General features: G+C 73.5%; 17 protein-coding genes. 6 read left to right on the top strand and 11 right to left on the bottom strand.

Going from position 1 to position 23,322, the window contains the following annotated elements; all coding sequences use genetic code 11:
• Positions 1-114 precede the first annotated feature (114 nt).
• Positions 115-1,596, top strand: a complete 1,482-nt coding sequence (locus ACZZ97_RS02480) for an MFS transporter (protein ID WP_463472191.1) — start codon at positions 115-117, stop codon at positions 1,594-1,596.
• A 59-nt stretch (positions 1,597-1,655) separates the two neighbouring features.
• Here the strand turns inward: ACZZ97_RS02480 and ACZZ97_RS02475 are convergent, their stop codons facing one another.
• Positions 1,656-2,369, bottom strand: coding sequence for an NAD(P)H-hydrate epimerase (locus ACZZ97_RS02475; RefSeq protein WP_463472190.1), 714 nt, complete (start codon positions 2,367-2,369; stop codon positions 1,656-1,658).
• Positions 2,370-2,605: 236 nt separating this feature from the next.
• Here ACZZ97_RS02475 and ACZZ97_RS02470 point away from each other — a divergent pair, with 236 nt between their 5' ends.
• Together ACZZ97_RS02470 and ACZZ97_RS02465 are read left to right on the top strand one after the other, a co-directional pair.
• Positions 2,606-3,403: an alpha/beta fold hydrolase gene (locus tag ACZZ97_RS02470; RefSeq protein ID WP_463472189.1), complete on the top strand. Its 798-nt coding sequence runs from the start codon at positions 2,606-2,608 to the stop codon at positions 3,401-3,403.
• A gap of 135 nt (positions 3,404-3,538) precedes the next feature.
• Entirely contained in the window at positions 3,539-5,089 is a 1,551-nt protein-coding gene (locus ACZZ97_RS02465; protein WP_463472188.1) for a flavin monoamine oxidase family protein, read from the top strand.
• Here ACZZ97_RS02465 and ACZZ97_RS02460 read toward each other — a convergent pair.
• The gene (locus ACZZ97_RS02460; protein WP_463472187.1) at positions 4,996-5,817 is read right to left on the bottom strand and encodes a Pr6Pr family membrane protein; all 822 of its coding nucleotides are present in this window, start codon (positions 5,815-5,817) and stop codon (positions 4,996-4,998) included. The genes ACZZ97_RS02465 and ACZZ97_RS02460 overlap by 94 nt on opposite strands.
• A gap of 173 nt (positions 5,818-5,990) precedes the next feature.
• On the bottom strand, positions 5,991-6,830 hold the full coding sequence (locus tag ACZZ97_RS02455) for an aldo/keto reductase (protein ID WP_314103503.1): 840 nt from the start codon (positions 6,828-6,830) through the stop codon (positions 5,991-5,993).
• 377 nt (positions 6,831-7,207) lie between these two features.
• Between ACZZ97_RS02455 and ACZZ97_RS02450 the strand changes: the two genes are divergently transcribed.
• Positions 7,208-7,489 (top strand): hypothetical protein, encoded by a 282-nt coding sequence (locus ACZZ97_RS02450; protein WP_123546785.1) that lies wholly within the window; start codon positions 7,208-7,210, stop codon positions 7,487-7,489.
• Between the two features lie 139 nt (positions 7,490-7,628).
• Here ACZZ97_RS02450 and ACZZ97_RS02445 read toward each other — a convergent pair whose 3' ends face one another.
• The 3 genes from ACZZ97_RS02445 to ACZZ97_RS02435 all read right to left on the bottom strand — a co-directional run bounded on the left by ACZZ97_RS02445 (position 7,629) and on the right by ACZZ97_RS02435 (position 13,132).
• Entirely contained in the window at positions 7,629-8,330 is a 702-nt protein-coding gene (locus tag ACZZ97_RS02445; RefSeq protein ID WP_314103501.1) for an endonuclease/exonuclease/phosphatase family protein, read from the bottom strand.
• A 184-nt stretch (positions 8,331-8,514) separates the two neighbouring features.
• Positions 8,515-11,703 (bottom strand): S8 family serine peptidase, encoded by a 3,189-nt coding sequence (locus tag ACZZ97_RS02440; RefSeq protein ID WP_463472186.1) that lies wholly within the window; start codon positions 11,701-11,703, stop codon positions 8,515-8,517.
• Between the two features lie 277 nt (positions 11,704-11,980).
• Positions 11,981-13,132 (bottom strand): hypothetical protein, encoded by a 1,152-nt coding sequence (locus ACZZ97_RS02435; protein ID WP_463472185.1) that lies wholly within the window; start codon positions 13,130-13,132, stop codon positions 11,981-11,983.
• A gap of 151 nt (positions 13,133-13,283) precedes the next feature.
• Here ACZZ97_RS02435 and ACZZ97_RS02430 point away from each other — a divergent pair, with 151 nt between their 5' ends.
• The gene (locus ACZZ97_RS02430) at positions 13,284-14,615 is read left to right on the top strand and encodes a hypothetical protein (RefSeq protein WP_314104211.1); all 1,332 of its coding nucleotides are present in this window, start codon (positions 13,284-13,286) and stop codon (positions 14,613-14,615) included.
• A gap of 168 nt (positions 14,616-14,783) precedes the next feature.
• Positions 14,784-16,694: an alkaline phosphatase gene (gene phoA / locus ACZZ97_RS02425; protein ID WP_463472184.1), complete on the top strand. Its 1,911-nt coding sequence runs from the start codon at positions 14,784-14,786 to the stop codon at positions 16,692-16,694.
• A gap of 237 nt (positions 16,695-16,931) precedes the next feature.
• Here the strand turns inward: phoA and ACZZ97_RS02420 are convergent, their stop codons facing one another.
• The 5 genes from ACZZ97_RS02420 to ACZZ97_RS02400 all read right to left on the bottom strand — a co-directional run bounded on the left by ACZZ97_RS02420 (position 16,932) and on the right by ACZZ97_RS02400 (position 23,228).
• On the bottom strand, positions 16,932-17,939 hold the full coding sequence (locus tag ACZZ97_RS02420) for an LLM class flavin-dependent oxidoreductase (protein ID WP_463472183.1): 1,008 nt from the start codon (positions 17,937-17,939) through the stop codon (positions 16,932-16,934).
• 123 nt (positions 17,940-18,062) lie between these two features.
• Positions 18,063-19,607 (bottom strand): L-arabinose isomerase, encoded by a 1,545-nt coding sequence (araA, locus tag ACZZ97_RS02415; RefSeq protein ID WP_463472182.1) that lies wholly within the window; start codon positions 19,605-19,607, stop codon positions 18,063-18,065.
• A complete protein-coding gene (locus ACZZ97_RS02410) occupies positions 19,604-20,314 on the bottom strand; it encodes an L-ribulose-5-phosphate 4-epimerase (protein WP_463472181.1) in 711 nt (236 codons plus the stop codon). The genes araA and ACZZ97_RS02410 overlap by 4 nt, the downstream gene beginning before the upstream one ends.
• The gene (gene araB / locus ACZZ97_RS02405) at positions 20,311-22,083 is read right to left on the bottom strand and encodes a ribulokinase (protein WP_463472180.1); all 1,773 of its coding nucleotides are present in this window, start codon (positions 22,081-22,083) and stop codon (positions 20,311-20,313) included. The genes ACZZ97_RS02410 and araB overlap by 4 nt, the downstream gene beginning before the upstream one ends.
• A 155-nt stretch (positions 22,084-22,238) precedes the next feature.
• On the bottom strand, positions 22,239-23,228 hold the full coding sequence (locus ACZZ97_RS02400) for a LacI family DNA-binding transcriptional regulator (protein ID WP_463472179.1): 990 nt from the start codon (positions 23,226-23,228) through the stop codon (positions 22,239-22,241).
• Between the last annotated feature and the right edge of the window lie 94 nt (positions 23,229-23,322).

The following is a 23,322-nucleotide window of genomic DNA, read 5'->3' as shown; positions in this document are numbered from 1 at the left end:
GACCGCCCTCCCCGACCACCGGGGAGGGCGGTCGTGCGTCCGGCGCCGGGAGTACCGTCACCGGTGTCCGTGCATCCTCTGCACGGATGCACACCGCGCACAGGGGAGATCACCATGAGCAGTTCGTCGTCGACCACGGCCCGAGGAGGTGGCGGCAGCGTCCGCAGCCTGGTCCCGGCCCGCATGGACCGCCTCCCCTGGACGAAGTTCCACTGGACGATCGTCGTGGGGCTCGGCTTCTCGTGGGTGCTGGACGGCCTCGAGATCCAGATCGTCGCCTCCGCCGGGTTCCAGGCCGACCTCGGCCTGTCCGCCGCACAGGTCGGCTACCTCGGCACGATCTACCTGCTCGGCCAGGTGGCCGGGGCCCTGATCTTCGGCCGGCTGAGCGACACGCTCGGCCGCAAGAAGCTCTTCATCCTCACGCTCGCGATCTACCTGGTCGCCAGCGGCCTGGCCGGGCTCTCGCCGAACTTCGCGTTCCTGGCCGTCTTCCGGTTCATCGCCGGCATGGGCATCGGCGGCGAGTACGCCGCGATCAACTCGGCCATCGACGAGATCATCCCGTCGCGCTACCGCGGCCGCGTCGACATCGCGATCAACGGCACCTACTGGGGCGGCGCGGCCCTCGGCTCGGCGGCCAACCTCTTCCTGCTGAACACCGACTACTTCGCCGAGAACGTCGGCTGGCGGATCGGCTTCTTCATCGGCCCGGTGCTCGGCCTGGTCATCATCTACCTGCGGCGGCACATCCCCGAGAGCCCGCGCTGGCTGATGACCCACGGCCGGGAAGAGGAGGCGGAGGCGACGGTCACCGACATCGAGCGCCGCGTCGAGGCCGAGGGACGCACCCTCGAGCCGGTCAGCGACGACCAGGCGCTCGAGGTGACCGACCAGGGACGGATCCCGTTCAGCGTCATCTTCCGCACCCTGATCAAGGACTACCCGAAGCGCACCCTCGTCGCCGCGACGATGATGATCACGCAGTCGTTCCTCTACAACGCGATCTTCTTCACCTACGCGCTCGTCCTGCAGAACTTCTACGGCACCGACCCGGCGTCGACGCAGTACTTCTTCTTCCCGTTCGCGATCGGGAACCTGCTCGGCCCGCTGCTGCTCGGCCACCTGTTCGACACGTGGGGCCGCCGTCAGATGATCTTCCTGACCTACGGGGTCTCGGCGGTCGTCCTCGCCGTGTCGGCCGTGCTGTTCCACATGGACGTCCTGAGCGCGACGACCCAGACCGTGTTCTGGTGCGTGTCGTTCTTCTTCGCGTCGGCGGGCGCCTCCTCGGCCTACCTCACGGTGAGCGAGATCTTCCCGCTCGAGCTGCGCGGCCAGGTGATCGGCTACTTCTTCGCCCTCGGCCAGATCGCCGGCGCGGTCGCCCCGACGCTCTACGGCTCGCTGATCGGCGACGGCACCGACCGTGGGCCGCTGACGGCGGGGTACTTCCTCGGCGCGGGCATCATGCTCGTGGGAGGCGTGATCGCCTTCGTCTTCGGGGTGTCGGCCGAGCGGAAGTCGCTCGAGTCGATCACGAGCCCGCTGTCGGTCGTGACGCCGGGGAAGTCCGGCGGCGGCGGGAAGTCGTAGCGGTCGAGACCTGACCCGCAGGGCCGCACCGTCCGGGACAGGCCGTCAGGGCCCGGCCGTCAGGGGGCGGGCTCCGGCACGCTGATCACGGGCGGCACCGCGGCGAGGTCGGGCAGCAGGCCGATGTCGACGAGCACCACCTCGCCGGCGAGCGCGGCGGCGGGGTCGATCAGGAGCCCGGCCTTGTGGGCGCCGAAGGTGACGGTCAGGGTCGCGGGCAGCACGATCGGGTCGGGCACGGAACCGTCGTCCGGGCCGATGCCGCTCGGCACGTCGACGGCGACGACGGGCAGGCCGTCCGCGGTCGTGACCCAGGGCAGCAGCGCCGCGACGACGTCACGAGCGGTGCCTCGCAGGGCCGGGTCGGCGCTCGTGCCGGTGCCGAGCACGCCGTCGAGGAGGACGGCCGCGCCCGACTCCCGGAGCCGGGCGCCCGCCTCCTCGACGGTCGACCACCGGGCCGGGTCGTCGACGACGGCACCGGAGGCGCGGGCCGCGGCCAGCCCCTCCTCGTGCAGCCGGGTGCCGGTCGGGACGACCGTGACGGCGCAGCCCGCGTCGGCCAGTGCGGCACCCGCGAAGAGCGCGTCGCCCCCGTTGCTGCCGCTGCCGACGAGCAGCACGACGGGCGCGGGCCACCGGTCACGGGCCTGCAGCAGCCGCTCCACCTCGTGCGCGAGCCCGGCGCTCGCCCGCTGCATCAGCGGCTCGCCCGCGTCGAGGTGCGGCTGCTCGGCCGCCTTCACCTGTGCGGCAGTCCACCCGTCGATCATCGCTCCATCGTGCCCGCCGCGCGTCCGTGCCGCCCGCCCGGCCGCCCGGCCGCCCGGCCGCCCCGACCGCACCGACCGCACCGACGGCGGATCATCGAGGCGGCGCCGGGGCGCGCGGGACGCGTCGAGGACTCAGGAGGCGCGCGCCGGCGGGCAGGAGCCGCGCCGTCGCCGAGCGACCTGGCGACGAGGACGCCTGAATCGTCGACGAGTCGCCGCGCTGCCAGACTGGTCCGATGCGCGACCACGTCCAGAACCCCGTCGACGGCACCGAGATCGCGTACGAGGTCGCAGGCGAGGGGCCGCCCCTGCTGCTCGTGCACGGCTCCGGCCTGTCGCGCGGCGCGTGGCGCGGTCTCGGGTACCTGCGCGACCTCGAGCGCGACTTCACCGTCGTCGCCCTCGACCTGCGCGGCCACGGCCGGAGCGGCGCACCGCACGACGCGGCCTCGTACGACATGGCCCTGCACCGCGGCGACGTGGCGGCGGTCCTCGCCGTGACGGGCCTCGCGCCCGTCCACTTCGTCGGCTACTCGTTCGGCGCCCGCGTCGGCCTGTCGATCGCCGCCCACGAGCCCGAGCTGCTCCGCACCCTGACCACGATCGGCGGCAGCTGGGCACCGATGAACGGCAACATCGGCGCCACCTTCGCCCCGGACTGGGAGGAGGCGCTCCTGACCGGGGGCATGTCCGCCTTCGTCGAGCGCTGGGAACGCACCATGGGCCGTCGCCTGGACCCGGCGACGCGCCTCGCCTTCATGAGCGACGACCCGCTCGCCCTGGCGGCGTTCTTCCGGGCGGCCGAGACGGGCGGCGGGCTGACGGCGAAGCAGCTCGACGACGTGTCCGTGCCCACCCTGCTGATCGCGGGCACCCGCGACGAGGCACGGCACCGCGAATCGCAGGACGCGGCCCGCCGGATGCCGACCGCGGCGTTCTTCGAGCTCGTCGGGCAGGACCACGCGTCGTCGCTGATGCCCGTCGACCAGGTCACCGACCTGCTCCGCACCTGGCTGGAGGCCGTCGACGCCTGAGGTGCGCCCCCGTGGCGGTCCGCCCCGCCGCGCGCGTCGCGGTGCGCCCCTCCGCGCGCGCCGAAGCGCACATCGCGGCGCACGTCGCGGCGCACGTCGCCGCACGCGGCCCCGTCCTGCGATGATGGACGCACCATGGGCATCAGTCGTCGAGCGTTCCTGACGGGGTCGGCATCCGGGGCCGCCGTGCTGCTCCTCGCGGCCTGCACGACCGACGGCCCCTCCCCCGCGCCGACGACCCCGACCAGCACGCCGACGCCCACGCCGACCCCGGCCGCCACCCCCTCGGCCGGGCCGACGCCGTCCGCGTTCCGCCGCAGCAGCTGGGCCGACGACCCGTTCGCGCGGGGCTCGGGCAGCTACCTCACCACCTCGTCGTCCGACGACGACCGCGCGGCGCTCCGCCGCCCGGTCGACGACCGGCTCTTCTTCGCCGGCGAGGCCACCGCGAGCACGGCTCCGGGCACCCTCGGCGGAGCCCGCGCCAGCGGCTTCGACGTCGCGGACGCCGTCGCCGGGGTCGCCGAGCAGGGCGAGCGCATCGCCGTCGTCGGCGCCGGGATGTCCGGTGCCACCGCGGCGCGGAGCCTCGCGGCACGGGGCTACGACGTCGTCGTCGTCGAGGCCCGCGACCGCGTGGGCGGCCGGGTCGCCTCGTACACCGGGGGCGACTGGCCGTTCCCCGTCCAGCTGGGCGCCGCCTCCCTCGACGGCGAGGCGGCCACAGCCCTCGTCGCCGCGCTCGCCCTCGACCGGGTCGACACCGTGCGCCTCGGCGAGGTGCTCGAGGTGCGGTCCTCCGGCGGGCAGGCGACCTCGCTCGCCGGCGTCCCCGAGCGTTCCTTCGCGTCGGCCGCCGGGTGGGCCGACGACCAGGCCGCGTCCGTCACGGTCGCGCAGGCCGTCACCGGCGCCGGCGCGGGGCCCGAGCAGCAGTCGCTCGAGCCCGACGCCACGGGCGTCTCCGACGCCGCCCGCCTCCAGTTCGTGATCGACGAGGCGCTGCCCGTCCGCTGGGGCGCCGGGCCCGACGACCTCGCCGAGCGACAGGACCCGGGCGACGTCGGCGAGCTCGTCGCCGCCGACCTCGGCAGCCTGTTCCCGCTCGGCGAGCCCTTCGTCACCGGTGACCTGTCCGCGTTCGTCGAGGCCGAGCTCGACGGCCTCGACGTGCTGCGGGGCAGCACGGTGGCCCGGATCCAGTACGGCGACCGCGGCGTCGGCCTCCGCCTCGCCACCGGCGAGAGCCTGTCGGTCGACCGTGTCGTGGTCACCCTGCCGCTGGGCGTCCTGAAGGAGGGGACGACCGAGTTCGCCCCGGAGCTGCCGACCACGCACACTGCGGCGATCGAGACGCTCGGCGTCGCCCAGCAGGAGGTGCTCTGGCTGCGCTTCGACGAGCGCGCCTGGAGCACGGAGGCGACGGTGCTGACGACCGTCGACGGCGCCTCGGGCTTCCGCGTCTTCGTCAACCTGATGCCCTCGACGGGCGAGCCGGTGCTCGTCGCGCTGGCGGGTGGGGACGACGCGGTCGCGAGCCTCGAGCTCGGCGACGACGAGGCCGTCGCCGACGCCCTGGCGGGCCTCGCGCCCTACTTCGACCTCGTGCCCGAGGAGACGCCGGCGCCGGACGACCCGGCCTCCGCCGAGCCGGGCGCCGCAGGCTCGACGCCCCCCGCGGGCTGAGCGCCCGGCGGCCGTGCCCCGGCCGCCCTTCCTCCTGGGGGCGGCACCGACCCGCCGTCGCCCGCCACGAGGGCCGCGCCTTCTCCACGCCGCAGCAGCACGCCCGGCCGCGGCCCCGGCCGCAGGTGGCTGAGCGCGATCAACGCCGACATGACCCCCACGATGACGCCCAGGGCGATCGCGTTGTACATCACGAACTCGTCCGGCCAGCGCACCTGCGCGGGGTCGAGGAAGAAGTACGGGTACCAGCCGACGTCCGCGCCGCGCACGATGGTCGCGATGCCCCAGACGACGGGGAACACGAGGACGACCGAGAGCATCGCCCAGCTGACGCGGGTGCGCCCGGGGGCGAGCACCCAGTCGACGACGAGGAACCCGGGGATCCAGAAGTGCAGCACCTGGGTCGACCAGGGCACGCCGATCGCGAAGTCGTTGCTCAGCGACTCGATCAGGATGATGCCGTAGACGATGCCCGACACGACGACGTAGGTCGTGACCAGGGCGTGCACCGCGGCGAAGGCGCGGCCCTCGGGTCGGCCCCGGAGCGAGAGCGCCCCCGAGACGGCGAGGACGAGCACGTTCGCCATGTTGCTCTGCTGCGTGAAGTACGCGAAGTAGTTGACCGTCGAGAAGGTCGAGAAGCCGAGCGTGTAGAAGAAGTACGACACGAGGGCGGCCGTGCCCACGGCGGCGACGACGAGGCGCAGCACGCCGACGACTGTTCGCACCCTGTTCACTCGCTCCCGGTAGCGCGGGGACGCCTCGGGTAGGCCTCCCGTGCAGACGACGACCCTACTAGGACGGGCCGGTCTCCCCCTGTGGGGAGACCGGCCCGTCGGCACAGCCTGGTCCGGCCCGCGGGCCGGACGATGCAGGTCGGTCCGCTCGACCTGACCGCGGCTCAGCTGGGGATGTAGTCGAACGTGTCGGGGTCGGGACCCGTGCGCTCGCCCTTGTCGAGGTCGGTGATCGCCGTGACGTCGGCGTCGGACAGCTCGAAGTCGAAGAGGTCGAAGTTCTCCTCGACGCGCGAGCGCGTGACCGACTTGGGGAACACGATGTCGCCGCGCTGCACGTGCCAGCGCAGGGTCACCTGGGCGGTCGACTTGCCGACGCGCTCCGCGATCTCGACGAGGGTCGGGTCCTCGAGGACCTTGCCCTGGGCGATGGGCGACCACGCCTCGGTGTGGATGCCGTGCTCGACGCCGAAGAGGCGCAGCGAGTCGTTGGTGAGGTAGGGGTGGACCTCGATCTGGTTGACCGCGGGCACCACGTCGGCCTCGTCCAGGAGGCGCTGCAGGTGCGCCTGCTGGAAGTTCGAGACGCCGATGGCCTTGGCACGCCCCGTGGCGTAGATCTCCTCGAGCGCCTTCCAGGTCTCGAGGTAGTCGACGTCCGTGGTCGGCAGCGGCCAGTGGATGAGGAACAGGTCGACGTAGTCGGCCTTCAGGGCGTCGAGCGTGCCGTCGAACGCCTTGAGCGCGTCGTCGCGACGGTGGAAGCCGTTGTTGAGCTTGGAGGTGACGAAGATCTCGGAGCGGTCGATGCCCGACTCGCGCAGCGCCTCGCCGACGCCTGCCTCGTTGCCGTACATCTGCGCCGTGTCGATGTGGCGGTAGCCCACCTCGAGGGCGGTGAGCGTCGCGTCCTTCGTCTGGTCGGGCTCGACCTGGTAGACGCCGAAGCCGAGCTGGGGGATCTCGACGCCGTTGTTCAGGGTGATGGTGGGGATCGATGTCATGCACCCATCGAACCACCGCCTCCCCCGGCGTTCTCAGCGACGTCACGGGTCAGCCCTGGCGCATCCGGCCCTACCGTGTTATCGTTGCAGGTCGCTTGGCAACGATCCTCTCAGATCGCTCCCGACTCACGGCCTTGTCGTCCACACGCAGGCCGAGTCGAACAGCCTGCAGATCATGTCTGTAAATCTTGGGACCCCCGGTCCGAGCCTCACCCGCTCGCCTACTCACCGGTCGTCGCCCGAGACGAGGCCCGACCAGGCTCCCCGAGCCTGAGGACATCCGTCCGCCCCACCGCCGAGAACGGCGGTTCACGCATGCCCCGCGCTGCGTGCCACGACGCTGAGCAACACAGCACACATCGAAGAAGAGAACACGCATGAACGAGAACATCACCACCCTGAGCGGCACGGTCACCACCGAGCCCGTCCTGTCCACCGCCCGCCTCGCCGAGTTCGTCGTCGTCGACGCCTCCGGCGCCGAGTTCGTCGTCCGCGCCTGGAGCGACGTCGTCACCGACGACGTCCGTGTCGGCGCGACCGTCACGGTCGAGGGTGCCCAGGGCTGGGTCATCCCCGGCCGCAGCTGGCGCCGCGAGCCCAGCCGCACCATCGTGCAGGCCTACGCCGTGAGCGCCCACGCGCTCGCGCTGGCTGCGTAGGCAGTCCCGAGGAGGCGCGACCCGCCTCCTCGACGCCCGTCCCGCCCTGCGGGTCGACGACACGACGGCACGACCGACGAGAGGCCCCGGTGCACACGCACCGGGGCCTCTCGTCGTGGTCACGCCGTCGGCAGCTCCGCTAGGCCGTGGCCAGTCCCGTGGCGCGCACGAGGATCGGCCGGTGGTCGCTGATGCCGGCGGGCAGCGTGACGACGTCCTCGATGGTGAGGTCGTAGCTCGTCGCGAAGTCGAAGTGGCCCTTGACGTACTTGTAGCCGAGGTAGGTCGGCGTGCTGCTGCGCGTCAGCACGAAGCCGTCGCGCTCGATGCGCTTCTTGAGCCCGCCGTGGAACCACGGGTAGTTGAAGTCGCCGACCATGAGCATCGGCACGCCGGGCGCGAGCGCGCGCATCAGCTGGTGCGCCGACTCGACCTGCTTCTTGCGCAGGCCGTTCGTCGCGGTGAGCGGCGCGGCGTGGAACGACCCGATCAGCACGTCGGCGCCCGAGATGCGGTCGTGCAGGTGCATCGCCAGCAGGCGCTCGTGCGCGGGCGACATGACGCGGTCGTGCATGCTCTTCTTCAGCGCATAGACGTTGGTGCCCAGCAGCTCGAAGCGGGAGCGGCGGTAGTACGCCGCGAGCCCGAGCCGGTTGTTCCGGGTCGACGCCGCGAGCGAGAACTCGCCGAACTCGTCGGGGATGTCCTTCGTGTCGGCCTCCTGCAGGCACAGCACGTCGGCGCTGTGGTCCTCTGCGAGGGCCCGGATCTCGCCCTTGGCCGTGTGCTCGCGCAGGTTGTAGCTCACCACGCGCATGGTGTTGCCGCTCTGTCCAGTCACGAGTGACGAACCTAGTCCCTTCGTGTTTCGCGGAGCCGCAGGGTCGCGCTCAGCGGCCATGCGGCGCGTCGCGGCCGACGCACGAGGAGGCGGTCCGCACCCTCCTGGGGAAGGTGCGGACCGCCTCCTGCGTGATCAGACCGCCGCGGCGTCAGCCGCCCGGCTGCTGCGGGTCAGCTCCGGCTCAGCGCCAGGGCAGCCCCGGGAACCAGCGGTGGAAGAGATCGCCGATGGCGCCCCAGATCCAGCCGATCAGGCCGGGCAGGTCGAACCCGCCGTGCCCCGGGCCGCCGTGGCCGGGGCCGCCGGGCTCTCCCGGGCCGGGGCCCGGGTCGACCGGCGTCTCGGGCTCCTCGCCCGTGGTGACGGTGAGGTAGCTCGCCGTGCCCGTGTCGCCGTAGACGACGCGTCCGAGGTAGCTGCTCTCGTACGCGAGGTCCGACCAGGAGGCGGTGACCGTCGTGGTCTCGCCGAGCGACGCCTCCAGCACGGTCGGGTCGACGGCCAGTCCGCCCTGGGCCGCGGCCGGGTCGAGCAGGTACGACGTCAACGTCCAGCCGAGGTCGCCCGCGCCCGAGTAGAAGTCGACGAGCAGCACGTACTGTCCTGCCGCCGGCGTCTCCACGTCGAGCTGCTCGTCGGCCGAGCCGGTGGCCGCGGCCCCCACCAGCTCGTCGGGCTGGCCCGACGCGTCGGCCGTGTAGAGCAGCAGGTCGAGGTCGGCCGTGTCCTCGGCCGAGTCGAGCACGAAGCGGGCGTGCGTCGTGCCCTCGGCGACCGTGAGCGGCACCTGCGCGGCGTCGGCACCGGCGGTGCCGGAGCCCGACGCGACCTGGCCGAGGGCGAGGCCCTCGGCGGCCAGCGGCAGCGACAGGGCGTCGCCGGCGGTCACGTCGACCGTCGCCTCGCCCGTCACGCCGGAGCCTGCGAACTCCGCGGCGACGTCCAGCTGGACGGGCCGCACCGCGAGCGGGCTGCGCGCGTCCCGGGTGCCGTCGGTCCACGTCAGGTAGCCGGTGGCGAACTCGTCGAGCGCGGCGGTGGTGCGGGTGAAGGTGACCGTGTAGTCCTGCGTCTCGCCTGCCTCCGAGAAGGTCAGCGTCGAGGGCGAGACCGCGGCCGTGACGCCGGCCATGGTGACCGGCTCGGCCGTCCAGCTGCCGGGGCCCGTCGCGGTGACCGACCGGGTGACCGTCGTCGTGCCCGCGAGCGAGCCGACGCTGATCGAGGGGAGGTTCAGCGACGAGTCGGTGCCCTCGACGGTGTCGATCGAGTCGACGTACGCCTGCCAGTCGGCCGTGCCGCTGCGGTAGAGCAGGCCCGGGTCGAGGAAGGCCGTGGGGTCGACGTGGCCGGCGCCCTGGGCGAAGACGTCCTGGGTCGGGGCGCCGTCGGCTCCCACGAGGTCGTAGGCGGTGGTCATCATCGCCGACTTCACCTCGGCCGGGGTCCAGTCGGGGTGCACGGTGCGCGACAGGTAGAGCGCTGCGAGGCCCGCGACGTGCGGCGACGACATCGACGTGCCCGAGAGGAACTCGTAGGTGCCGGGCTCGCCGGCGGCGTTGGCGCCGTCGGCCAGGATCGCGACGCCGGGCGCGGAGATGTCGGGCTTGAGCAGGTTGCCGCCGTCGGCCGTCACCGGGCCGCGCGACGAGAAGCCGGCGATCTGGGGCGTGGCGGGCTCGGGCAGGCCGGCGGGGTTGCCGTCGACGAGGGTGACCGTCGCGCCCTCGGTGGCCGCGTAGGCGTGCAGGGCGTCGTAGGACGCCGCGTCGACGTGGACCGTGGGGACGCTGTGCTCGTCGAGGTCGACCGAGCTGGGCGCGGGGTTCACGAGCAGCATGCCGACGCCGCCGATGCGCTCGACCTCGGCGCTCTTGGCCGTGCGGTCGTAGACGCCGCGGTCGCAGAGCACGATCGCGCCGGAGGCGGCGGCCGCGTCGGCGTCGAGCGAGTCGGGACGGCAGAGGGCCGCGTCGGCCGCCGTCGCCCCGTCGACCGCGAGGGTCGCCGCGTCGACGAGGGGGCCGCTGACGCCCTCGGTGCCGGTCGGCACGGTGATCGAGCCGCCGAGGTACGAGGCGCCGTCGCCGGTCAGGGCCGTGGCCGCGTAGCTCGGGACGGTGCTCGCCGCGACCGTGGTGATCCAGGGCGCCGCGTTGTCCGCGGTCGTGGGCGCGGGGCCGTCGTTGCCGGCCGAGGCCGCGACGAAGACGCCCGCCGAGGCCGCGCCGAGGAACGCCTGGTCGGTGGCCGAGAAGGTGCTCGTCGCGCCGCCTCCGCCGATCGAGTAGTTGATGACGTCGACGCCGTCGGTCACCGCGGCCTCGATGGCCGCGACGAGGTCGAGCGTGGCGCAGCCGTCGTCGTCGGTGGCGACCCGGTCGGGGCCGTCCCAGCAGACCTTGTAGGCCGCGATCTTCGCGGCCGGTGCGACACCGGAGACGGTGCCGAAGTCGCGGTCGCCGATGGTCACCTCGACGTCGGCGTTGCCCGCCGCGGTCGAGGCCGTGTGCGAGCCGTGGCCGTTGCCGTCACGGGGCGAGAGGTACTCGCCCTGCTCCTCCGTGCCGATGTTGTCGACGCCGAAGCCGTCGACGAAGTAGCGCGCGCCGACCAGCTTCGTGTTGCAGTCGGATGCGGTGAACTGGACGCCCGTCTGGCAGACGCCGGTGAAGGTGCCGCCGTCGCCCTTGTCGTAGACGATCGAGTCGCCCTCGAGGTGAGGCTCGGCGCTGTCCTGCTCGCCCAGCGGGTCGCCCGCGAACGAGGCGTTGCCCGCGGCGATTCCCGAGTCGATGATCCCGACGACCACGCCGTCGCCCGCGGCGTCACGACCGCCGATCGCGTCCCACACGCCGCCGTTCCCCTCGGCGTCGCCGAGCCCGAGGAACTCGGTCGACGGCGTCGCCTGGAGCTTCAGCAGCTCGTTCTTCGAGACGGCCGCGACCGACGGGTCGGCGGCGAGCGCCCGCGCCTGGTCGGCGCTGAGGTCGGCGGCGAACGCGTTCGTCGTCACCGAGAAGTGCGCGTCGACCGTGGCGCCGACCGCCCCGGCCACGTCGACCTGGGTCTGCTCGAGGTGCTCGGACCACTCCTGCACCGGCGCAGCCGACGCGTCGAGGCGCACGCCCTCGGGCGCGGCCGTGGCGGCGAAGCCGGCTTTGCCGCCCTCGTAGGTCGCGGCCGCGGGCTCGCGCAGCGTGACGATGTACGACCCGCTCGCGAACTGGGAGTCGCCGACCACGGCAGGGCCGTCGGCCGCCAGGGCCGAGGTGGCCGGCAGCGCGACGACGCCGGCGGCGACGAGTCCCGAGATGAGCAGTGCGGAGAGTGGAGCCTTCGGCCGTCGTCGGCCGGACGATGTGATCACAGGGTGCCTTCCGGGTGCCGCACCCGGTCGGGCACGGTCGATCCGTAAGAACTACCTGAGAATGCGACGCCCCTCAACCGGGGGCCATGGCCGATCCCGGCCACTGTCCTCGACCGGCCACGGAATTTACACGGCCGCAGCCGAACGGGGTACGCCCGGTCCCCCACGATGCCCACTGGACAAGCCTGCCCGTCGACCAGCGCCTCCTCGTCGGGGTACGGGCCGAGGAGGCGCGGGTCGACTGGTCGACGGACGCGTCAGCCGACCGGGGCGTGCGTCAGACCCAGCCGCGTCGCGCCGCCTCGACTCCCGCGTGGAAGCGGTTGCTCGCGCCGAGCTCGTCGAAGAGGTCGTGCAGGCGACGGCGCAGGGTGCGGGGCGAGATCCCGAGCTGACGGGCGATGACGTCGTCGGTGGCGCCCGCGGCTACGAACGCGAGCAGGTCGCGTTCGTCGACGGTCGGCGCGCGGAGGCCGGTGGCCGGGTCGGGCGGACCGTCGGCGGAGACACGTCCGCCCGCCGCCCCGAGCACGTCGGACGGGACGCCGGGGCTCGAGCCCTGCGTGGCCGCCGCGAGCCGGGCCGCGACCTCGGACCAGTCGACGGCGGCGCCTGTCCCGTCGCCCGCGGCGCCGGCCGTCTCGGCCAGGGCGGGCACGGGGACGGCCGTCCGCCAGCGCGACTCGAACAGGTCGCAGAGGGCGGCGATCAGCGCGGGCGACTCCGTGAGGAGGGCCTCGGGGGCGGCCGTCGGGTCGTCGAGCGGCCCGACCGACACGAGTGCGACCTGGCGGTCGGCGATCGCGAGCTTGACCGGCAGGTCGTGGGTGACCCGCGCCTCCTCGCCGTCCGCCCCCAGGCGGTGGACGCCCTGCAGGCTGCCGTCGACCGTGAAGCTCGCGACCGTGTAGATCGCGCGCCAGTGCACGCCGCGGTTGAGCGCGCCGCGCTCGACCGACTCGTTCGTGGCGACCACGTACGGCGGCCGGTCGAACGCGAGGAACTCGCCCCTCGCCCGGTGCTGCAGCCGGGAGTACCAGTCGCCCACCGCCGCGTGGCCGGTGAGCACCGTCGTCGTGCCCGACGGGTCGGCGACCCGGCGGCCGTCGTCGAAGAGGGCGCCGAGGCCCGAGACCGCGGTGCGGGCGTCAGCGAGCTGCTCGTCGTGGGCGGCGACGAGGGCGGACACCGCGACGCGGGGGTCGACGGCCCCGTAGCCGGGAGCCTGTCGGCCGTGGCCCTCGGCGGTGCGGTGCACGAGGCCGATGTTGCGCAGCTGCTCGAGGGCGGTGACGACGACGGCGTCGTCCAGCTCGCGGGCCGAGGAGATGGCGGCGACGTCGACGGTGTCGCCGCAGGTGAGCACGAACTCGTAGACCGCGGCGGTGACCGGGTCGATGCCGAGCGCGGCGAGGGAGGGCAGGGTCATCTGGCCATCGTGCCCTGCCGGGGCGCCCCGTGGCGACCCGGCAGGCCCGGCAGGCCCGGCTGGCCCCAGGGCGACCCCGGCGTGCCCCGGGGCCGCACCGCCCGCCGTCGCGGGGTAACGTCTTCCGGATGACCAGTTTCGGGGACGCTCCGTGAGCGACGGGGCGACCACCGCCTCCTCGCTGCGCCCCGCCGTCCGTCGGCGCCGGTCGCCGGACCTCGCGTCGTGGCTGCCCGCCCGCTGGTCGACGGTGCTGACCGTCTACCTGGCGTCGCGGGTCTTCTCCCTGGTGCTGCTCGCCGTGGTGTGGGAGGTCGCCCGCCTCGCCGGCGTCGAGTTCCGCACGCCGGGCGCAGAGCTCTCGCTGCTCGACTTCACCACGTCGTGGGACGCCGACCGCTACCGGACGATCGCCCTGCACGGCTACCCGGCGGTGCTGCCGACCGACGCGGCGGGCAACGTGCTGCCGAACGAGTGGGCGTTCCTGCCGGTGTTCCCGACGCTCTGCCACCTGCTGATGGTGGCGACGGGCATGCCGTTCAGCGGCGCCGCCCTGCTGTTGTCGACCGCCTTCGGCGCGGGCGCCGCGCTCGTGCTCTACCGGCTCGTCGACCGGGCCGTGGGGCACCGAGGCGCGATCTGGGCCGTGCTGCTGCTCTGCTTCGGGCCGCTCGGGTTCCTGTTCTCCGTCGGGTACGCGGAGGGGCTGATGCTCTTCCTGCTCTTCGGAGGCGTGCTCGCGATGCAGCAGCGGCGGTACGGGCTCGTGCTCGCGTGCGGCGTGGTCGCGGCGTTCACGCGGCCGGGAGCGCTGGCGCTGGCGCTGGCCCTCGCCGTGCACCTCGTGGTGCGCTGGCGGACGGAGCGGGCTGCGGGCCCGTCGTCGGGTCACGAGCCTGCTGCCGGGGCCTCGTGGGCGTCGTCGCCGTCGGCGTCGTCGTCGCCCCGGTTGCGGCCGTGGCCGTGGCCGTGGCAGGTGCTGCCCCGGCGCGACCTCGTGCAGATCGTCACGGCGGGAGCGGCCGTCGCCGCCGCCGGGCTCGCCTGGCCCGTCGTGGCGCACCTCGCCACCGGGCAGCACGACGCCTACCTGCAGACGGAGATGGCCTGGTGGGTCGACTACGTCGGTCGCCCGGGCTTCGTCCCCCTGACGCCGTGGTTCCTGCTCGCCGGGCGCTGGCTCGGCATCGGCGGCATCGCCCTCGTGCTCGCGCTGCTCGTGCTCGCCGCCGTGTGGTTCACCCGCCGGTCGACGTTGCGCCTGGGCCACGAGACGGTCGCGTTCACCGCCAGCTTCGCGCTCTACCTCGTCGCCGTGTTCCTGCCGCAGCAGAGCCTGTTCCGGCTGCTGCTGCCGCTGACGCCGCTGCTCGGCGCACCGGCCGTCTCCGAGCGGCCCGTCGTGCGCCGGACGCTGCTCGTCGGCGGGATCGTCCTGCAGCCGGTGGCTGTCGTGCTGCTCTGGCTGTACGTCGCGCCGTAGACGCGGCGCGCTCGCACCGTAGCCGCAGTCGCCTCACGTGCCCCGTCCGGGGGTGTTCACCTGCCGCACCGCGTCCGTTCACCGGGCGGACACGACCGCGGGTTCTGCTGGGCTCGGACGTGCAGGGAGTGCACGCCCACTCGCGACCACGATCACTGGAGCAGACACGTGACCCCCACGAACACCCGCCGCCGCCGCGCGGCACTGGCCACGGGGGCGGTGGCGACCCTCGCCTCCGTCGCCCTCGTCCTCAGCCCGGCCGTCGCCCTCGCGGCGACTCCGGCCGACGTCGCCGACAACGGCGGGGCCGCCCGCAGCGCGGACGACAGCACGGCCGCCCTGCTCGAGTCGGTGAAGGCGGGACCGGCGAAGAACGTCATCCTGCTGATCGGCGACGGCATGGGCGACAGCGAGATCACGTCGGCCCGCAACTACGCCTACGGCGCCGGCGGGACGCTGCCCGGCATCGACGCCCTGCCCCTCACCGGCCAGTACACGACGTACTCGCTCGGCAAGGACGGCAAGCCCGACTACGTGCCCGACTCGGCCGCGACCGGCTCGGCCTGGGCCACCGGCACGAAGACCTACGACAACGCGATCTCGGTCGACATCGCGGGCACCCCGCAGGACACCCTCGTCGAGATCGCCAAGGCCAACGGCCTCAAGACCGGCAACGTCTCGACCGCCGAGCTGCAGGACGCGACGCCGGCCGTCCAGGCGGCCCACGTCGCGGCGCGCAGCTGCTACGGCCCCGACTCGGTGACCCAGTGCGGCGCGGACGCCCTCGACCAGGGCGGCCTCGGCTCGATCAGCGAGCAGATCATCGGCACCCGCGCCGACCTCACCCTCGGCGGAGGCGCGGCGTCGTTCCGCCAGACGGCTCGCGCCGGCCAGTGGACCGGCCAGACCCTCGACGCCCAGGCGACCGACCGCGGCTACCAGCGGATCACCGACCGGGCCGGCCTCGACGCCCTGACGGCCGCCGACCAGACCGCGCCGGTGCTCGGCACCTTCGCGGACGGCAACTTCCCCACGCGCTTCGCCTCGACGACGGCGACCGTGGGAGGCGCCGACCTCGCACCGCAGGCCTGCCAGCCGAACCCGGCACGCCTCAGCACCGACCTGTCGCTCGCCTCGCTCACCGAGAAGTCGATCGACCTGCTCGACGGCGACGACGGCTTCTTCCTGCAGGTCGAGGGCGCCTCCATCGACAAGCGCGACCACAGCGCCGACGCGTGCGGCCAGATCGGCGAGGTGCTCGACCTCGACGAGGCGGTCCGCTCGGCCCTCGACTTCGCCGAGGCCGACGGCGAGACGCTGGTCATCGTCACGGCCGACCACGCCCACACCAGCCAGATCGTCGACTCGACTCCCCCGGCCACGCTCAGCACGGCCCTGACCACCGTCGACGGCAGCACCATGAAGATCGCCTACGGCACCGCCGCGGCCGGCGGGTCGCAGCAGCACACCGGAACGCAGCTGCGCGTCGCCGGCTACGGCCCGGGAGCCGCGAACGTCGTCGGCCTGATCGACCAGACCGACAACTTCTTCACCATCGCGAACGCGCTGCAGCTCGACCGCGACCTGGTCGCGCTGAGCGCCGACGCGACGATCGCCGCGCCGACGCAGGTCGCGCCGGGCGCCACGTTCGACGTGGTCGTCTCGGGTCTCGACGGCGACCGCCAGGCGTCGGGCACCCTCGACGGAGCCAGCCTCGGCACGGTCGACGTGATCGACGGTGTCGCGACGTTCACGGTGACGGCACCGGCCGGGCTGGGCGACCGGACGGTCACGGTCACGGGCGTGCAGACGCGCACCGTGCGGAGCGCCGCGGTCTCGGTCGTGGCCGACCCCGTCGCCTCGCCGTCGCCCTCGGCTCCCGCCACCGGCGGGGCCGGCGGCACGGGCGCCGGCGTCGGCGGCTCGGGCTCCGGCACGGCCGCGGGGTCCGGCCCGCTCGCCTTCACCGGCTCGGACGCGCTCCCTGCTCTCGTGCTCGCCCTGCTGCTCGCGGGCGCCGGCACGGTGCTCGTGGCACGTCGGCGACGCCGCACCCTGATCGACCACTCGGGGCTGTAGCCCCGGCGGGAGATCGACGGGAGGCGCGGGGCCGACAGGGCCCGCGCCTCCTGCACGTCCCGGTCCCTGCGGTGGACCGCCTCGACACGTCCCGGCCGGACCGGCTGCGACGAGGACTCAGGCGACGGCGGTCGATCGCGGTCGCGACGCCCCCCGTCGGGACCGCGAACGACGCCGTCTCCTGAACGCTCGACGCCCGGTGACATCGGGCCGGCGGGCAGGTCGGCCCGCGGGGGCCTACGCGGCGACGCGGGCGTGCGCGTCGGCCAGCAGCTCGACGGAGCGCAGGCGAGCCGACGTGGCGAGCGACGAGTGCGCGACGATGACCTCGTCCGCGTCGGCGCTGCGGGCGAACTCGGCGACGTAGTCCGCCACCTCCTCGCCCGTGCCGACGCCGGTGAAGGTCGTCATGCTGGCGACGTGCGCACCGACGGGCGTGCGCAGGAGATGATCGAGCTCGTCGTCGCCGAAGGTCCGGTCGACCGTGATCTGCCCGCTCTGGCGCAGCAGCATGAGCAGGCGGGCGCGCTTGACGTCCGCGAGCTGCCGGTGGGCGTCGTCCGAGTCGTCCGACGCGATGGCGTTGACGCCGGCGATGACGTACGGGGCGTCGAGCTGGGTCGACGGCTGGAACTCGCGGCGGTAGATCGCCACGGCGTCGTGCAGCATGTCCGGCGCGAAGTGCGACGCGAACGCGAACGGCAGGCCGAGCGCGGCGGCGAGCTGCGCCCCGAAGGTCGACGAGCCGAGGATGTACAGCGGCACGTTCGTCCCGGCGCCGGGCGTGGCGCTGACGCCGGGGATGCGCGACTGGCCGGCGAGGAAGGCCTGCAGCTCGACGACGTCCTGCGGGAACCGCTCGGACGACGCCGGGTCGCGGCGCAGCGCACGGAACGTCGCCTGGTCGCTGCCGGGCGCACGGCCGAGGCCGAGGTCGATCCGCCCCGGGTGCAGGGTCTCGAGGGTGCCGAACTGCTCGGCGATGGTCAGCGGCGAGTGGTTCGGCAGCATCACGCCGCCCGATCCGAGCCGGATCGTCGACGTCTGGCTCGCCACGTGGGCGATCAGCACCGACGTCGCGCTCGACGCGATCGTCGCCATGTTGTGGTGCTCGGCGTACCAGACGCGTCGGTACCCGCTCTTCTCGGCCTGCTGCGCGAGGGCGACGGACGCCGCGAAGCTGTCGCGCGCCGTCTCTCCGGGTGCGATGGGGGCGAGGTCCAGGATCGAGAGGGGAACGGTCATGGGGACTGCAACCACGGAGGCGCGGGCGGTGTTCCCACGGGTGCTGTCCCGACGACGGAGGAGGCGGCCCGTGCCGTCCCTCGGGACCGCGCGGACCGCCTCCTCGGCTGGCTCTGCCGGCTGCTACAGGCCGCGCGCCAGGCGGTGGTACGCCGCGTTCCAACGCACCTCGCGCGTGAACTCGCGCATGGTGGTGTGCTCGTCGATGATGAGCAGCTCGGTCTCGAGGATGCGCGCCAGGTCCTCGAAGGCCTCGAGGCCGACGGCCGTCGACATCACGGTGTGGTGGGCGGCGCCGGCCGTGAGCCAGGCCTCGGCCGAGACGGCGAACGACGGGCGGGGCTCCCAGACGGCACGGCCGACCGGCAGGTTCGGCAGGTCGGCGTCGGGCTCGACCACGTCGACGACGTTGACCGTGAGGCGGAAGCGGTCGCGCACGTCGCTCATCGCCACGACGACGGCCTCGCCGGGGTCGGCCGTGAAGACCAGGCGGACCGGGTCGTCCTTGCCGCCGATGCCGAGCTCGTGCACCTCGAGCGACGCGCGGGCCGAGCTCAGCGACGGGCTGACCTCGAGCATGTGCGCGCCGAGGATCTTCTCGGCGCCGGGCACGAGGTGGTAGGTGTAGTCCTCCATCAAGGAGGCGCCCCCCGGCAGGCCGGCGCCCATCACGGCGGCGGCACGCACCAGCACCGAGGTCTTCCAGTCGCCCTCGGCGCCGAAGCCGTAGCCCTCGGCCATCAGGCGCTGCACCGCGAGGCCGGGGAGCTGCTTCAGCGCCCCCAGGTCCTCGAAGTTGGTCGTGAAGGCGCCGAAGCCGCCCGCCTCGAGGAACGAGCGCAGCCCGATCTCGATCGCCGCGCCGTCGCGCAGCGACTGGTGGCGCTCGCCTCCCGCACGCAGCTCGGGGACGACGTCGTACTCGCGCTCGTACAGGGCGACGAGGTCGTCGACCGCGGACTCGGGGGCCGCGGCCACCGCCTCCGCCAGCTCGTTGACGCCCCAGGTGTTGACCTGCACGCCGAACGCGAGCTCGGCCTCGGTCTTGTCGCCCTCGGTGACCGCGACGAAGCGCATGTTGTCGCCGAAGCGAGCGAGCTTCAGCGAGCGCATGGCGGCGGCGCCGGCGGCGGCACGCATCCAGGTGCCGACCTGCTGCTGCACGCGCGGGTCGCTGACGTGGCCGACGACGGTCTTGCGCGGCGCGCCCAGGCGGGTCTGGACGTAGCCGAACTCGCGGTCGCCGTGCGCGGCCTGGTTCAGGTTCATGAAGTCGAAGTCGATCTCGGCCCAGGGCAGCTCGACGTTCGCCTGCGTGTGCAGGTGCAGCAGGGGCTTGCGGAGGGCGTCGATGCCGCCGATCCACATCTTGGCCGGGCTGAAGGTGTGCATCCAGGCGGTGACGCCGATCACGGAGTCGTCGAGGTTGGCCTCGAGCATGGTGCGCTTGATCGTCTCGGCGTCGGTGAGGACGGGCTTCCAGACGAGCTCGACGGGCACGTCGGAGGCGGCGGCGAGCTCGTCGGCGATGGCCTTCGACTGCTCGGCGACCTGGCGGAGCGTCTCCTCGCCGTAGAGGCCCTGGCTGCCGGTGAGGAACCAGACCTGCTTCGAGGCGAGGAAGGCCTCGGGGTCGACGGGGGTGGCGGGGGTCGTGCTGGTGCTCATGCGAGTGCTCCTGAGGGCTTCTGGCCGTAGACGTTCTGGTAGCGGTCGAAGAGAGCGTCGATGCTCTCGACCGGGATGGGGATCGGCTCGCCGAGCTGGCGGCTGAGATGGACGGTGCGCGCGACGTCCTCGGTCATGACGGCCGCCTTGACGGCGTCGCGGGCGTCCTTGCCGATGGTGAAGACGCCGTGGTTCTGCATCAGGACGGCGCGGCTGCGGTGGCCCTCGAGCGTGCCGACGATGCCCTCGCCGATCGACTCGTCGCCGATGATCGCGAACGGGCCGATCGGGATCTCCCCGCCGAACTCGTCGGCCATGGCGGTGATCACGCACGGGATCGCCTCGCCGCGGGCGGCCCAGGCCGTGGCGTAGGTGGAGTGCGTGTGCACGACTCCCCCGACCTTCGGCATGTGCCGGTACACGTAGGCGTGCGCCGCGGTGTCGCTCGAGGGGCTGCGCTCGCTGCCGGGACTGCCTTCGACGACGCTGCCGTCGAGGTGGCAGAGGATCTGGTTCTCGGGCGTCAGGTCGTCGTAGTCGACGCCGCTCGGCTTGATCACGAACAGGTTCGTGCCGGGCACGCGCTGCGAGACGTTGCCGCCCGTCCAGACCACGAGGCCGTACCGGGTCAGCTGGGCGTGCAGGTCGCAGACGGCACGGCGCGTCTCGTCGATGGCGGTCTCGGTGGCGCGGTCGATGAAGCTCACGCGGTCACCTCCGCAGCGGTGTCGGCGGCAGCGTCGGCGCCTGCCGAGCCGCCGGAGGCGGCGGGCGCCTCGGGCTCGGCGGCCGGTGCGCGCGAGCCGCCCCGCGCCTCCCTGCTGATCGCCTTGAGGCGGTGCATCACGTCGTTGCCGCCGCGCCCGAACCAGTCGTGCAGCAGCAGGTACTCGGCGTAGAGCGCGTCGTACGCGTCGGCGGCGGCAGGGTCGGGCGTGTAGGAGGCGCGGTCCAGGCTGCCCATCGCGTCGCTGGCCACGCGGGTGTCCGGGTAGGCACCCGCGGCGACGGCGGCGTGGATCGCGGAGCCGAGCGCGGGGCCCTGCTCGCTCCGGATCGTGGAGATCGGCATGCGAAGGACGTCGCTGTAGGTCTGCATCAGGTGGCGGTTCTTGAGCAGGCCGCCGGCGGCGATGAACTCGGTGACGGGGACGCCGGAGTCGTTGAAGGCCTCGACGATGCGTCGCGTGCCGAACGCCGTGGCCTCGAGCAGCGCCCGGTAGCCGTCCTCGGGGGTCGTGCCGAGCGTCTGGCCGACGATCACGCCGCTCAGCTCGTGGTCGACGAGCACCGACCGGTTGCCGCTGTGCCAGTCGAGCGCGACGAGGCCGTGGGCGCCGACGGGCTGCTCGTAGGCGAGGTCGGTCAGGTACTGGTGCACGCTGGTGCCTGCCGCCTCCGCCGCGTCGACCGAGGACTGCGGCACCTGGTTGCGGACGTACCAGGCGAAGATGTCCCCGACGCCCGACTGACCGGCCTCGTAGCCGTAGAAGCCCTCCGTGATGCCGCCGTCGACGACGCCGCACATGCCGGGGACCTCGGCCAGCTCGGCGCCGTTCATGACGTGGCAGGTGCTCGTGCCCATGATCGCGACCATCTGGCCGGGCTGCGTGGCCTTGGCGGCGGGGGCCGTGACGTGCGCGTCGACGTTGCCGACGGCGACGGCGATGCCCTCGGGCAGGCCGGTCCAGCCGGCCGCCTCCGCCGTCAGCGTCCCGGCGGCGTCGCCGAGGGCGCCGATCTCGTGCACGACCTTCGTCTCGGCGAAGTCGGCGAAGTCGGGGTTGAGCGCGGCGAGGAACTCGCGGCTCGGGTACTCGCCGTCCTGCAGGATGCCCTTGTAGCCGGCCGTGCAGGCGTTGCGGACGTACCGGCCGCTGAGCTGCCAGATGATCCAGTCGGCGGCCTCGACCCAGTGCTCGGTCGCGGCGTAGACCTCGGGGTCCTCCTCGAGCAGCTGGAGCCCCTTGGCGAACTCCCACTCGCTCGAGATGAGACCGCCGTAGCGCGGCAGCCACGACTCGCCGCGTTCGCGGGCGAGCTCGTTGATGCGGTCGGCCTGGCCCTGGGCGGCGTGGTGACGCCACAGCTTGACGTAGGCGTGCGGCCGGTCGGCGAACTGCTCGAGCTCGTTGAGGGGCGTGCCGTCGGCCGTCGTGGGGACCATCGTGCAGGCGGTGAAGTCGGTGCCGATGCCGATGACGGAGGCCGGGTCGACGCCGGACTCGGCGAGGGCACGGGGCACGGCCTGCTTGAGCACGTCGACGTAGTCGCTCGGCACCTGCAGCGCCCAGTCGGCGGGCAGACGGGCCCCGCCGACGGGCAGGGTGCGATCGACCACGGCGTGCGAGTACTCGTGGGTGGCGGTGCCGAGCTCGGCCCCGTCGGACACGCGGACGACGACCGCCCGTCCGCTCAGCGTGCCGAAGTCGACGCCGACGACGTGTGCGTCGGGCGCGGCGGTGGTGTCTGCCATGGAACGTCCTTGTCCTGGTGGTGCGAGCCCCGGAGGGGCAGGTCTGGTGGTCTGCCCACGCGAAAGTGAGCGCTCACATTCTCACACGTCGCGGGTGGTGCGTGCAACGCGGGAGGGCCCCGGAGAGGACCGGACGAGGCCGGCCCGGCGACGGCTCAGCGCCGAGGCGGCGCCGTCGAGCGCCGGACGACCAGCTCGGGCAGCACGGCGTCGACGGCCTCGTCGTCGCCCGCGAGCACGGCCTCGACCGTGTCCATGATGCGGCGGCCGAGGGCCTCGAAGTCCTGCCTGACGGTCGTGAGCGGGGGCAGGAAGTGCGCCGCCTCCGGCACGTCGTCGAAGCCGACGATGCTCACGTCGCGGGGCACCTCGAGGCCCGCGTCGCAGAACGCGTGCACGGCGCCCAGGGCCATCTGGTCGTTGGCGCAGAACACCGCGGTGACGTCTCCGCGCTCGGCGAGCTCGAGACCCAGCCTGTGCCCGGAGGCGGGCGTCCAGTCGCCCCGCAGCAGCGGCCCCGCGTCGAGGCCGAGCCGCCCGCACGCGTCGCGCCAGCCGCGCTCGCGGTCGCGCCCGTCCATCCACGCCTCGGGCCCCGCCACGTGGGCGACGGATCGGTGGCCGAGCGAGGCGAGGTGCTCGACGGCGAGCTCGGCACCGGCGGCCTGGTCGATCGACACGGCGTGGTGGCCGTCCTCGGCGACGCTGTCGGCGGTGACGAGGGGAACGGCCACCCGGGAGGAGCGCAGCACCTCGAGAGCCTCGGCATCCGGCGCGATGAGCACGATGGCGGCCACCGCCTGGCCGACGAAGGCGTCGACGGCCTGCTGGACGGCCCGGGCGTCGTCGCCGTCGAGGGTGGCCATCGACACCTGGTAGCCGGCACGGCGAGCGGCGCCGTTGAAGCCGTGCATCGTGCTCGACGGGCCGTAGAAGGGGAACCCGGTGCTGATGAGCCCGATCGAGCGGGTCTTGCGGCTGGCGAGCGCCCGCGCGGTGAGGCTCGGGCGGTAGCTCAGCTTCTCGACGGCCGCGTCGACCTTCGCCTTGGTGGCCGGGCGCACGGTGGGGTCGCCGTTGACGACGCGCGACACCGTCTGGTGCGAGACGCCGGCCTCGGCCGCGACGTCGAAGAGGGTTGCCACTGTCTGATCCTAAAGGTCGTACGATTCCGGGCCGCGTCGAGGGATCAGGCACGAGCGGCGGCACCGCCGCCGGACGACGGAGGCGCGGTCCCCC

It is taken from the genome of Frigoribacterium sp. AC512, from assembly GCF_979258295.1.
This window is presented reverse-complemented; position numbering and strand designations above follow the sequence as displayed.

Coding starts and splice junctions, on each gene's coding strand:
- ACZZ97_RS02480 (WP_463472191.1), top strand. CDS start 115: ATGAGCAGTTCGTCGTCGACCACGGCCCGAGGAGGTGGCGGCAGCGTC.
- ACZZ97_RS02475 (WP_463472190.1), bottom strand. CDS start 2,369: ATGATCGACGGGTGGACTGCCGCACAGGTGAAGGCGGCCGAGCAGCCG.
- ACZZ97_RS02470 (WP_463472189.1), top strand. CDS start 2,606: ATGCGCGACCACGTCCAGAACCCCGTCGACGGCACCGAGATCGCGTAC.
- ACZZ97_RS02465 (WP_463472188.1), top strand. CDS start 3,539: ATGGGCATCAGTCGTCGAGCGTTCCTGACGGGGTCGGCATCCGGGGCC.
- ACZZ97_RS02455 (WP_314103503.1), bottom strand. CDS start 6,830: ATGACATCGATCCCCACCATCACCCTGAACAACGGCGTCGAGATCCCC.
- ACZZ97_RS02450 (WP_123546785.1), top strand. CDS start 7,208: ATGAACGAGAACATCACCACCCTGAGCGGCACGGTCACCACCGAGCCC.
- ACZZ97_RS02435 (WP_463472185.1), bottom strand. CDS start 13,132: ATGACCCTGCCCTCCCTCGCCGCGCTCGGCATCGACCCGGTCACCGCC.
- ACZZ97_RS02420 (WP_463472183.1), bottom strand. CDS start 17,939: ATGACCGTTCCCCTCTCGATCCTGGACCTCGCCCCCATCGCACCCGGA.
- araA (WP_463472182.1), bottom strand. CDS start 19,607: ATGAGCACCAGCACGACCCCCGCCACCCCCGTCGACCCCGAGGCCTTC.
- araB (WP_463472180.1), bottom strand. CDS start 22,083: ATGGCAGACACCACCGCCGCGCCCGACGCACACGTCGTCGGCGTCGAC.